The sequence below is a fragment of the Symbiopectobacterium sp. genome (assembly GCF_047692315.1).
Lineage (GTDB): Bacteria > Pseudomonadota > Gammaproteobacteria > Enterobacterales > Enterobacteriaceae > Symbiopectobacterium.
In genome coordinates this window covers 166,267-178,181 of sequence record NZ_JBLLJS010000028.1, presented here as the reverse complement: position 1 = coordinate 178,181, position 11,915 = coordinate 166,267, and the positions used below count along the sequence as shown (strand labels likewise).

10 protein-coding genes and 1 pseudogene are annotated in these 11,915 nt (G+C 52.4%); all 11 read right to left on the bottom strand.

What is annotated here, in order from left to right; translation table 11 throughout:
• Nucleotide 1: 1 nt before the first annotated feature.
• Nucleotides 2-457, bottom strand: a complete 456-nt coding sequence (fabZ, locus tag ACMZI0_RS17630; RefSeq protein WP_195315614.1) for a 3-hydroxyacyl-ACP dehydratase FabZ — start codon at nt 455-457, stop codon at nt 2-4.
• A gap of 194 nt (nt 458-651) precedes the next feature.
• Nucleotides 652-1,671 carry a UDP-3-O-(3-hydroxymyristoyl)glucosamine N-acyltransferase gene (lpxD, locus tag ACMZI0_RS17625; RefSeq protein ID WP_415673924.1) on the bottom strand — a complete coding sequence of 340 codons (1,020 nt, stop codon included), beginning with the start codon at nt 1,669-1,671 and terminating at the stop codon, nt 652-654.
• 3 nt (nt 1,672-1,674) lie between these two features.
• Nucleotides 1,675-2,163, bottom strand: a pseudogene (gene skp / locus ACMZI0_RS17620) (molecular chaperone Skp).
• A 123-nt stretch (nt 2,164-2,286) separates the two neighbouring features.
• Entirely contained in the window at nt 2,287-4,716 is a 2,430-nt protein-coding gene (gene bamA, locus ACMZI0_RS17615) for an outer membrane protein assembly factor BamA (RefSeq protein WP_415673923.1), read from the bottom strand.
• Nucleotides 4,717-4,751: 35 nt separating this feature from the next.
• Entirely contained in the window at nt 4,752-6,104 is a 1,353-nt protein-coding gene (gene rseP / locus ACMZI0_RS17610; protein ID WP_415673922.1) for a sigma E protease regulator RseP, read from the bottom strand.
• 13 nt (nt 6,105-6,117) lie between these two features.
• Nucleotides 6,118-6,975: a phosphatidate cytidylyltransferase gene (gene cdsA / locus ACMZI0_RS17605; RefSeq protein ID WP_415673921.1), complete on the bottom strand. Its 858-nt coding sequence runs from the start codon at nt 6,973-6,975 to the stop codon at nt 6,118-6,120.
• 9 nt (nt 6,976-6,984) lie between these two features.
• Entirely contained in the window at nt 6,985-7,746 is a 762-nt protein-coding gene (gene ispU, locus ACMZI0_RS17600; protein ID WP_415673920.1) for a (2E,6E)-farnesyl-diphosphate-specific ditrans,polycis-undecaprenyl-diphosphate synthase, read from the bottom strand.
• A gap of 206 nt (nt 7,747-7,952) precedes the next feature.
• Nucleotides 7,953-9,146, bottom strand: coding sequence for a 1-deoxy-D-xylulose-5-phosphate reductoisomerase (gene ispC, locus ACMZI0_RS17595; protein ID WP_415673919.1), 1,194 nt, complete (start codon nt 9,144-9,146; stop codon nt 7,953-7,955).
• A 69-nt stretch (nt 9,147-9,215) separates the two neighbouring features.
• Nucleotides 9,216-9,773 (bottom strand): ribosome recycling factor, encoded by a 558-nt coding sequence (gene frr / locus ACMZI0_RS17590; RefSeq protein ID WP_415673918.1) that lies wholly within the window; start codon nt 9,771-9,773, stop codon nt 9,216-9,218.
• A 223-nt stretch (nt 9,774-9,996) separates the two neighbouring features.
• Entirely contained in the window at nt 9,997-10,722 is a 726-nt protein-coding gene (pyrH, locus tag ACMZI0_RS17585; protein WP_415673917.1) for a UMP kinase, read from the bottom strand.
• Between the two features lie 285 nt (nt 10,723-11,007).
• Complete coding sequence (tsf, locus tag ACMZI0_RS17580; protein ID WP_415673916.1) at nt 11,008-11,865, bottom strand: translation elongation factor Ts; 858 nt, start codon at nt 11,863-11,865, stop codon at nt 11,008-11,010.
• Between the last annotated feature and the right edge of the window lie 50 nt (nt 11,866-11,915).

Here is an 11,915-nt window from a genome sequence, read left to right as displayed (position 1 = left end):
ATCAGGCCTCCCGACGGCGAGCACACATCATTGACGCTTCACAAGCCACTTCGCCATCAACTTTGGCGACGCCTTTGAAACGCGCAACACCACGGCGCTCTTTAATAAATTCAACTTCAAGAATCATCTGATCCCCTGGCTGTACCGGACGTTTGAAACGCGCTTCGTCCACAGCCGCGAAGTAGTAAAGTTCACCCGGTTCCAGTTTACCCACGCTTTTAAACGCCAGAATGCCGGTAGCCTGAGCCATGGCTTCCAGAATCAGCACGCCGGGGAAAATCGGCTTCCCGGGGAAGTGCCCCTGAAAGAAGGGTTCGTTGAAAGAGACGTTTTTCACCGCACGCAGGAATTTCCCTTCCTCGAAGTCCAATACGCGGTCCACCAGCAAGAAAGGGAAGCGGTGCGGTAATAGTTCTAAAATCTCTTCAATATGCAGAGTATGAGTGTTAGTAGTCAAAATACTCTTCCTGTCCGTAAAACTGATGCCATCAACAACACGGCCTGCGAGATCCCAAAAGGAGGATCATCTGGCAGGCCGCAAATAAGGATTTTTACGCCTGCGTAAACAGGCAATCCACGACAACCAACACGTATAAACCGGTATCCATCAAGCCGCCTGCATACTGCTGTGGCAAGGCTGACGCTGAGAGATCAATCCTGGTTGACTTTACGCTCAACGGCTTTCAGCCGTTTACTCATATCATCAATACTCATCACCAGCGCTGCAGTTTTACGCCACGTTTTATTTGGCTGTAACGGAATTCCCGATGAGTATACGCCTGGTTCGGTGATAGGTCTCATGACCATCCCCATTCCGGTAACCGTTACCTTATCGCAAATTTCCATATGACCATTAATCACACTGGCACCGCCAATCATGCAGTAACGCCCAATCTTCAGACTGCCTGCCATGATGACGCCACCCGCGACTGCTGTATTGTCGCCAATCACAACATTGTGTGCAATCTGGCATTGGTTATCAATGATAACGCCGTCACCAATAATGGTGTCGTCCAGCGCACCGCGGTCAATCGTGGTGTTAGCACCAATCTCGACGCGATCGCCAATGCGTACCGTCCCCAACTGCGGGATCTTGACCCAATTGCCGCGCTCGTTGGCATAGCCAAAGCCATCGGAACCAATCACGGCACCCGATTGAATCAGGCATTGCGCGCCCAGTTCGACCCGGTGGTACACCGTCACATTGGCCCACAGGCGGGAACCTACGCCAATCTTTGCGTGTTTACCCACAAAACAACCGGCACCAATCACCACGCCATCGCCCAACTCTGCGCCAGATTCGATAACCGCATTCGCGCCAATGGCGACGTTGCGCCCCAGGACAGCGTCATCGGCAATCATCGCACTGGGTGCGATATCGTGCGCGGGTTGCGGTGTGGTATCCATCAATTGCGCCATACGCGCATAGGTCAGATACGGATTTTTTACTACCAGCGCCGCCTGGCAGTATGGCAAATCGGCCTCTGTCACCACCACGGCAGATGCCTTCGTCGTGGCCAGTTGCTTACGATAGCGGCTGTCCGAAAGAAAGGTGATTTGTCCAGCGCGCGCCGAATGCATAGAAGCAACACCGGTGATGACGATATCGCCATCACCGTGCAATTGCGCATCCAACTGTGCTGCCAAGGCGTCCAGTCGAATTGAAACCATGAGTTATTTAACCTGTTTCAGCACATCAGCCGTAATGTCTTTCGCGTTACCGACATAAGCAACGGCGTTAGCATCAATCACGATATCGTAACCCTCTTTGCTGGCAACGCTTTTGATGGCATCCTGAATACGACTCAGGATCTTGTTACGTTCTTCCATCTGACGACGGCGGTTATCTTGCTCAAACGCCTGTGCCTTGTTGGAGAACTGCTCACGCTGCGCCATCAGATCGTTTTCTGCTTTGCTGAGATCGCTGGCTTTCATGGTAAGATCCATCACGCTGCAATTTTTGCATTTTGGTTTGCAGATCGCCTTCCATTTTCTGCAATTCGGAAGCACGGCCTTTAAACTCGTTTTCCAACTGCTTGGCAACGGTTTCACGCTGCGGCAACTGCTGGCAACGTTAACAACGGCAATTTTATCGGCCGCTTGAACGCTAGCGGACGCAGCCAGAGCTAAACCGAGGCCTGCAGCACACAACCACTTTTTCACGTTATTAGTCCTCAACCTGATCTTTTTTATCACACATTAACTTGCATAAAGCTCTGGGTCAGCGCATGGCGCGCGTTACCAGAGCCCTATACTTCACAGAGAGACAGCTTATTTGCCGTTACATTACCAGGTTTTACCAATGTTAAACTGAAACTGTTCCGACTTGTCTCCGTTGATTTTCTTGACCGGCTGGGCATAGGAGAACACCAATGGCCCAAGCGGCGACATCCACTGTACGGCAAGACCGGTTGACACACGGATATTGCCCGGTTCGCTGTAGTCCGGCACACCCACTGCCAAGGTTTTGTCCGTGTTCTTCCAGTTGGTATCCCATACCGTACCGGCATCCACAAACAGCGAGGTGCGCAGCGAGCTGGCGTATTTATCGCTGGCAAACGGCGTTGGCAGGATCAGTTCCGCACTGGCCACCGCCATGGCGTTACCGCCTACGGCATCATCCGAGTTATCTACCGGACAAGCAGAGTAACTGCCTGGCAGCGGTGTGGCACACCGGTAGTAAGCCGCTTTTGGACCAATGGTATTCGACTGGAAGCCACGTACCGTGCTGGAACCACCGGCATAGAAGTTATCGTAGAACGGCACATCTTTACCACCCAGACCATCCGCATACCCCGCACGCGCACGGCCCATCAACACCCAGTGGTGGTTTTCGCTCACCGGATAGTAGGTCGCTGAATCAAAGGTCAGCTTGTAGTATTCGTTGTCGGATCCCGGCACCGTCACCTTGGCGTTAAAGCTGGCACGGCTCCCTTTAGTCGGGAAGAAACCACGGTCCAGACTATTGTAGACCCAGCCCGCGTTGAGGAAGAAATCATTAGCGCTAAAATCAGCGCTGGAGTGGTTATTGGAGCCCACCACTTCAGGATTTACCCCAACCGAGTGCAGATAACGCCACATCGCCACCTGTGGTGACATATCTGACACATCGTTGTGCACGTAGTCCAGACCCAGACGCAACGAGTTGTTCTCGTTGATAGGGAAACCTAACGTCGTGCCTATGCCATAGCTGCGGTTGGTATAATCAGAAAGCTCAGCATCATAGGCTTTAAAGTCGTTATAGAAGATACGACCGCCGAGGCTGACACCGTCTACGGTAAAGTAGGGGTTGGTCATCGACAGCTCGACATAGGTCCGGTAGCTGTTTTTGGTGCCGCTAATCCCCACCGAGTTACCGGTGCCCAGCCAGTTATCTTGTTGAACCCCCGCCTGGAAGCTGACGCCGCTTTCCGTACCGAAGCCGACACCGAAGTTCAACGTACCAGTATTACGCTCTTTCACCTTGTAGGTGACATCCACCTGATCGGCGGTGCCCGGTACGCGCTGCGTTTCTACGTCAACGCTTTCAAAATAGCCGAGACGGTTTAAACGCTCTTTACCCTGCTCAACCAGATCGTTGCCCAACCACGCCTCTTCCATCTGACGCATTTCGCGGCGCAGCACGGAATCTTTGGAGGTATCATTACCCTCGAAACGCACACGGCGCACCGAGAAGCGGTTGCCCGCATCAACGTTGATATTGAGCTTGACGGTCTTATCTCCGTCGCTGATTTCAGGCTGTGTCACCACGCGTGGATAAGCATAGCCATAACGGCCCAGCAGCTTTTTGATATCCTCTTCCATACGTGTCACTTTGGCGCCATTGTAGAGCTCGCCTGGGTTAACCTTGGTCAACCCTTCAATCTCGGCAGAGTGACCCGCCAGATTACCGCGCACCGTCACACCAGAAAGCTTGTACTGATCGCCTTCAGTGATGTTGATGGTAATGTAGATACCCTTTTTGTCGGGCGTCAGGCTCACCTGGGTTGAATCGATATTGAAGCGCGTATAGCCGCGATCGAGGTAGAAACTACGCAGCGTCTCCAGGTCACCAGAGAGTTTTTGCTTCTGATATTTACGATCGCCAACCACGTTCCACCACGGCACGTCATCGCGCAGTTGGAATTGAGCGATCAATTCATCAGAGCTGAAGGCTTTGTTGCCGACAATATTGATTTGCTGGATTTGCGCAGAAACCCCTTCGGTGAACACCAGTTTGAGGTCAACACGGTTGCGCGGCAACGGTGTCACCACCGCTTTCACGGAAGCGCTGTATTTACCGACGCTGTAGTAGAAATCTTCCAGCCCTTTTTCGATAATAGAAGAGAGCGTGGTGCGGTCCAGCGCTTCACCCACACGCACGCTGGAGGCTTCCAGGTTCTCTTTCAGCATCTCATCCTTGACGGCTTTATTGCCGGAGAAGGTGATGCTGGCGATAGTAGGCCGTTCTTTCACCTGCACAATCAAGGTTTCACCGTCACGCAGTACCCGGACATCCTCGAAATTTCCGGTCGCGAACAGAGCACGGATGGTATTCCCGATATCGTCATCACTAACGGTATCGCCAACACGGACAGGCATGCTGAGTAGTGCCGCACCGACAGCAACACGCTGCAAGCCCTCGAAATGAATATCCTTCACTACGAATCCGTCTGCACCGTATACGGTGGCGCTGATGAACAGCAGCGACGCTATGAGCAACTTTTTCATCGCCATCGTTGTTATGCGTTTTTCCTAACCTACTCCCCCGCCTAGAGGCGAGAGAAATCATTAAAAAGTGCGAGCCCCATTAACAGCATCAACACCACCGTGCCGATACGATAACAAAAGTCCTGCACACGCTCAGAAACCGGCCTGCCTTTCAGTTTTTCAACCAGCAGAAAGAGCAGGTGTCCACCATCCAAAACCGGTAGCGGGAACAAATTGATAATGCCCAGATTTACGCTGATCAATGCCAAAAACATCAGGTAGTAAATCAGCCCGTAGTCCGCCGACATACCGGCCCCCTGAGCGATGGAGATTGGCCCACTCAGGTTGTTGAGCTTAACATCGCCTATTATCAGTTTTCCCAACATACTGACGGTTAATCGCATCAGTTGCCAAGTTTTATCCGCAGCTTGATAAATCGCACTGAACGGCCCGTATTGCCGCACCGTCCGGTACTCCTCGGGCAGCGGGATAAGTTTAGGTACCACCCCAGCAAACCCTTCTACCCTGTCACCGGCCTTTTTGCTGTCCGGCGTCAAGATTAGAGAGCGCGTCTCCCCATTTCGTTCAATGTCGAGCGCGATATCTGCATCTGGTTTATCACGCACCGTACTGGCAAATAGCGACCAGCGCGTCAGCGGTTGCCCATCGACTTTAACGATCCTATCCCCGACTTGCAAACCGGCTTTTTGCGCCGCTGACCCATCCTGAACCTGCGTCAACACCGCATCGACTTGCGGCATACGCGGCACCATCCCCAATGAGGAAGCGGGATCCTGCTTTTCAGGATTAAACTGCCAGTCACGCAAATCCAGCGTTTTACGTATCACAACCGAAGAACCAAGCGGTGCAACATTAATCGTTACCTCGCTATCGCCAATCTTGTCGATCAGCGTTAAACGCGCTGTGTCCCAGTCAGGCGTTTCGATACCGTCGACGGCTTTTAGTTCCATGCCCGGCGACATTTGCGCCATGGCGGCGATGGAGTTGGGCACGATTTCGCCAACGACGGGCCGCACACCCGGTACGCCAATAATGAACACCAGCCAGTAGGCAACAATCGCAAACAGAAAATTGGCAATCGGCCCTGCACTGACGATGGCAGCACGTTGCCAAACGGTTTTACGGTTGAAAGAGAGATGGTGCTGTTCAGGCGAAACGGTATCTACACGTTCATCAAGCATTTTGACATAGCCGCCGAGCGGAATGACGGCAATGACGAACTCAGTACCCTGCCGATCGCGCCAGCGCCATAACGCTTTGCCGAATCCGACAGAAAAACGCTCAACCCAGACACCACAGCGACGAGCAACCCAGAAGTGGCCAAATTCATGCACCGTGATCAACACGCCCAGTGCAACAACAAATGCAGCCAAACTCCAAAGGACATTCATCATCAGTCAGGTCATCCTAAACCGTTTTAAACACTAAAAACATCAGGCAGGCAAACACCGGGATAGCGGCAGTCAGGCTATCGATGCGGTCAAGCACGCCGCCATGACCCGGAATCAGGTGGCTGCTGTCTTTGATCCCCGCTTCCCGTTTGAACATGCTTTCCGTCAAATCGCCCAACACCGACGCCAATGCGGCAATCACAGAGCAGATGAGCAGCGTAGAAGGCGCAACGTCCAAAGGTGCATAGACGCTAAACACAAGGGAGATAACCGCAGAAGTGGCCAAGCCACCGATAAAGCCCTCCCAAGTTTTACCGGGAGACACTTTGGGTGCCAGTTTGTGCTTGCCAAATAGTTTACCGAACATGTACGCGCCACTGTCTGCCCCCCAGACCAGCAACATAACATAGAGCAACCACCAGGCACCAAAGAAGGGATCGCTATCGTAATGGTGCTGCCGCAACGCAACCATGCCCCAGAAGAAAGGCACAATCGTCAGCACACCGAACAGCAGGCGCAGCGCTTTAGAACCGCGCCAAAAACCGGCCGAACAGGGATAAGAGAGCACTAACAATAGCGCGGCACACCACCACACCAGAGAGACCCACAGAGAAACACGGATAGGCAACAGATGAACAGAATAGTGATAGTTAGACAACGACAGCGCCATCAAGGCCTGCAGCGCACCACAAATAAAGGCAAGCGACAAACGCTGGGCAGAGGAGCCGAGCCCGGCGAATTGCCCCCACTCCCATGCGGCCAGCATGCAAACGCCGAGCGTCACAAGGGCAAAGCCCCCCGGCGGCAGCATAAATAATGCAGCAATCACCAGCGGAATCAAAATCAAGGCAGTAATCAGTCGATACTTCAGCACACCTTCCCCCTATGATGCTTCAGCATCGGAAGGTGCGGTTCCCCCGAAGCGCCGTTCGCGTTGAGCAAATGCATTCATCGCACCTTCAAAATTGTGTTCATCGAAATCAGGCCAAAGGACATCGGTAAAGTAAAGCTCAGCGTAGGCAATCCGCCACAACAAAAAATTACTGATGCGGTGTTCTCCCCCCGTCCTGATGACCAAATCAACCGGCGTCTGATCGCTCAAGCAAAGGGTATGGGACAATGTGTCTTCGTCAATAGTGTCCGGGCGGAGCGTGCCTTCCTGCACCTGCTCAGCTAATTGTCTGACGCCCTGAATAATATCCCAACGCCCGCCATAATTCGCGGCAATATTCAGTATTAGCCCTGGATTATTTTTTGTCAGTTCTTCAGAGCGGCGGATACGTTCTTGTAAACGCGGGCTAAAACGGCTGATATCCCCAATGATACGCAAGCGAACACCATGTTTATGCAAACTTTTGACTTCACTATCCAAAGCACGAACAAATAGCTCCATCAGCGCTTTCACTTCTTGCGCCGGTCGGTTCCAGTTTTCGCTGCTAAAGGCGTACAGGGTCAGGGCATCCAGCCGATGGCTTACAGCAAAACTCACCGCACGCCGTACCGCCTTCACGCCAGCTTGATGGCCGAAAACACGCAGCTTGCCACGGTTTTTCGCCCAACGGCCATTGCCATCCATGATGATTGCGACATGCCTGGGCCCGATTTCGGGTGGCGTAATGGGTGTTTGTTGATTATCCGACGGCATAACGCGAACTTAATTTCCTCAAGTAAGAAAACAATCCATCCCTAACATCAGACCCGTTAGCACAAAAAAGCCGTGAACGAGCACAGCTCTACGTCCTTCGCCAGTATCTTCGCACTGACTCTCGACGCGAATGGCGCAGACTATATCACCTTGATCCCCCATGAACAAATTGTGCCGTCGCCATAGGGATCGGGAAATGCACTTTGTCAGTGGTAATAGGTTAACGCCTGCATGCCTTTCTCACGCGCCCAACGGTCAATGGCCAGGACATCTTCGACTGACTCTGGCTCAGCGCAGGAAAGCTGTGCCATCACGCACTGGTTCAATGACGCAATATCGGTAAAGCGGATCTCACCGTGCAAGAAGGCATCAACGGCTATTTCATTGACACCATTCAGTGCGGTGGTTGCCGCCTGTCCCTGATTACAGGCATCTATCGCTAACTGCAAACAGGGATAACGCGTCATGTCCGGCTCTCTGAAAGTGAGTGGGCCAAGACGCATAAAATCCAGCGGTGCTACATCCGAAACAACCCGCTGCGGATAGGCCATCGCATGAGCAATCGGCGTGCGCATATCCGGTGTGCCAAGTTGTGCCAAGACGCTACCATCGCGATAGCGCACCATGGAGTGAATAACAGACTGTGGATGGATAATCACTTCCATCTGTGCCGCTGACGCGTTAAACAACCAGCGAGCCTCTATATATTCCAGCCCTTTGTTCATCATGGTGGCAGAATCCACAGATATCTTCCGGCCCATGGACCAGTTTGGATGGGCACATGCCTGATAAGGCGTCATCGCCGCCAATGCTGCAAGCGGTGTTTCACGAAATGGGCCGCCCGAACCGGTCAGGACAATACGTTCCACCCCATGCTCCGTCAAAGAAGCGTAACCCAATTGGCGTTGAATTTGCTCAGGTAAACTCTGAAAAATTGCGTTGTGTTCACTGTCTATCGGCAGCAATTGCGCACCGTATTGTGCTACAGCGTTCATAAACAATCGGCCACAGGTTACCAGAGACTCTTTGTTTGCCAGCAGCACCTGTTTTCCGGCCTTGATAGCGGCAAGCGTTGGCAGTAGCCCCGCAGCCCCCACGATCGCAGCCATCACCTGATCAACACCATCCAGCGCTGCCAGCTCACACGCAGCCTGCTCACCGGCCAGCACCTCAGTGCGGCAGCCTGCGGCCATCAGCCGTTCGCGTAATAACGTCGCTGCATCAGGATCGGACATGGAGGCATAGGCAGGTTGGAATTGCAGGCATTGCGCCAGCATCACATCAACGTTACGCCCAGCCGCCAGAGTGGTAACGGCGAATTTATCCGGATTGGCCTTCACGACGGCCAGCGTACTAACGCCAATAGAACCGGTTGAACCGAGGATCGTCAGTTGCTTCATGAAATTGCTCTAAAAAAATAAAGCGCCGCCAGGAGTTATTCTGGCTGGCGCTTTTATTTTGGAAGCCGATTAAAACTCCATCAGCTCATTTTCTTTTTCTGCCAACGCGACATCAACTTTCTTGATATAGGCATCAGTCAGTTTTTGTACTTCGTCCTGCGCGCGGCGTTCTTCGTCCTCGCTGATCGCCTTATCTTTCAACAGCGCTTTCAGCTTGTCATTCGCATCACGGCGCACGTTACGCACGGATACACGACCTTGTTCTGCTTCACCACGCACCACTTTGGTCAAGTCTTTACGGCGCTCTTCGGTCAACGGCGGCAGTGGAACGCGGATTACTGAACCCGCAGAGGACGGGTTCAACCCCAGATCGGATGCCATGATCGCTTTTTCAACGGCCGGCCCCAAAGTGCGGTCAAACACGGTGATCGCCAGAGTACGGGTGTCTTCAACCACAATGTTTGCCACCTGGCGCAGCGGCGTGGCAGAACCGTAATATTCGACCTGGATGCCATCCAGCAGGCTCGGTGAAGTGCGGCCAGTACGTACTCTGCTAATTTGGTTCTTGAACGCTTTTACACATTTTTCCATGCGTGTATCAGCATCTTTTCTGATGTCATTAATCACGTTGCGAGCCCTTGAATACTGGTTGCCAGACAGGTTATTTCCCTGCGTTTTCCCATGGCAAATAGGCGCATGGAAAAAGCAAACAGGGATGCATACAGCAAACCCGGTAAATCATTAATGCCTGCGCCGGCGTGCCGACGCAGCGCGTTATCTATCTGTACCACTAAGATCAGGCGGTACCACCAAGATCAGGATAGTACCTTATTTTTCAGTACACCCGTTATTACTTAGTGATCAAGGTACCTTCTTTTTCACCCATGACCACGCGGCGCAATGCGCCGGGTTTATTCATGTTGAATACGCGGATCGGCAAATTGTGATCGCGAGCCAGGGTAAAGGCAGCCAAATCCATCACTTTCAGTTCACGTTCGAGAACGTCGTGATAGGTTAACGTTTCATGGAGCGTCGCGTTGGGATCTTTAACCGGATCGGCAGAAAAAACACCATCCACTTTGGTGGCTTTCAGCACCACATCAGCTTTAATCTCAATGCCGCGCAGACACGCAGCAGAATCGGTAGTAAAGAACGGGTTACCGGTACCGGCAGAGAAAATCACCACGCGATTATTACGCAGCAGGCTGATCGCTTCGGCCCAACTGTAATTATCGCACACACCGTTGAGCGGAATAGCCGACATCAAACGCGCGTTGACATAGGCACGGTGCAGCGCATCACGCATCGCCAGGCCATTCATGACGGTGGCCAACATCCCCATGTGATCGCCCACCACGCGATTCATACCGGCCTGTGCCAGACCGGCACCGCGGAACAGGTTGCCACCACCGATAACGACGCCGACCTGAATGCCCAGCTCAACAAGTTCTTTAATTTCCTGAGCCATGCGATCCAGAATGCTCGCATCAATACCAAAACCTTCGGCTCCTTGTAATGCTTCGCCACTCAGCTTAAGCAGGATACGTTGATATACGGGTTTTGCGTTGGTTGCCATGGTGTTGTTGTCCTAACGGGCTATCGTCGTAATGGGAATGTGATTACTGTCACGCCTCAGTGCCTCATGTCGCGTGCGACATTAAGCCGACGCATAAATGCGCAGCAGCAGTAAAACGTGTTGAAAATTTTGGCTGGATAATACCCTACATCATGCGAATTACCGACGGGCAATATGCGTAAGCTTACTCAGCGACATGCGCCGAGTGACGCAGCCAACGCCGTTGCACATGAAGTATGACGGGTATAAAAAGGAACCGCCAACTGGCGGCTCCTTTTTTACATCTTAGGACTGCTTGCTCATCGCGGCGACTTCAGCAGCGAAGTCAACTTCCGCTTTCTCAATGCCTTCACCCACTTCAAAACGGATGAAGCTGATCACATCAGCTTTGTGCTCTTTCAGCAGATCGCCAACGGTTTTGTTGGGATCCATCACGAAGTGTTGACCGGTCAGAGAGATTTCACCGGTGAATTTACGCATACGGCCTTCGACCATTTTTTCTGCGATTTCACGCGGTTTGCCAGATTGCATGGCGATATCCAACTGGATCTGGTGCTCACGCGCAACCACATCAGCCGGAACGTCTTCTGCTTTCACATATTCAGGTTTGCTGGCAGCAATGTGCATGGCAATGTGCTTGATCAGCTCTTCGTCAGCGCCTTTGGCAGCAACCAGTACACCGATACGCGCGCCGTGCAGGTAAGCACCCAGCGTGTCGCCTTCCTGAATAGAGATACGACGAATATTGATGTTTTCACAAATTTTCGCGACCAGCGCAGTACGCTGCTCTTCGAACTTCGCTTTCAGAACTTCAACGTCAGCAATGCGTTCGTTCAACGCAGCGGTCGCAACTTCTTCACCGAAGGCTTTGAAACCAGCATCTTTGGCAACGAAGTCAGTTTCGCAGTTCAGTTCAACGATGACTCCATATTTGCCGTCAGCCGCAATCTTGGTCAGAATCACACCTTCAGCAGCAACACGGCCTGCTTTTTTCGCAGCTTTAGCCTGGCCAGACTTACGCATGTTATCGATAGCAAGCTCGATATCACCGTTAGCTTCAACCAGCGCTTTCTTGCATTCCATCATGCCAGCGCCAGTACGCTCGCGCAGTTCTTTTACCAGGGCAGCGGTAATTTCAGCCATTATCTTTTCCTCGGTTATCTCGTGGGAGATAAGTAAAAGGGGGCCATAAA

Excerpts from the sequence above, each read along its gene's own strand:
- lpxD (WP_415673924.1), bottom strand. The coding sequence starts at position 1,671 with ATGGTTTCAATTCGACTGGACGCCTTGGCAGCACAGTTGGATGCGCAA.
- bamA (WP_415673923.1), bottom strand. The coding sequence starts at position 4,716 with ATGGCGATGAAAAAGTTGCTCATAGCGTCGCTGCTGTTCATCAGCGCC.
- rseP (WP_415673922.1), bottom strand. The coding sequence starts at position 6,104 with ATGATGAATGTCCTTTGGAGTTTGGCTGCATTTGTTGTTGCACTGGGC.
- ispU (WP_415673920.1), bottom strand. The coding sequence starts at position 7,746 with ATGCCGTCGGATAATCAACAAACACCCATTACGCCACCCGAAATCGGG.
- ispC (WP_415673919.1), bottom strand. The coding sequence starts at position 9,146 with ATGAAGCAACTGACGATCCTCGGTTCAACCGGTTCTATTGGCGTTAGT.
- pyrH (WP_415673917.1), bottom strand. The coding sequence starts at position 10,722 with ATGGCAACCAACGCAAAACCCGTATATCAACGTATCCTGCTTAAGCTG.
- tsf (WP_415673916.1), bottom strand. The coding sequence starts at position 11,865 with ATGGCTGAAATTACCGCTGCCCTGGTAAAAGAACTGCGCGAGCGTACT.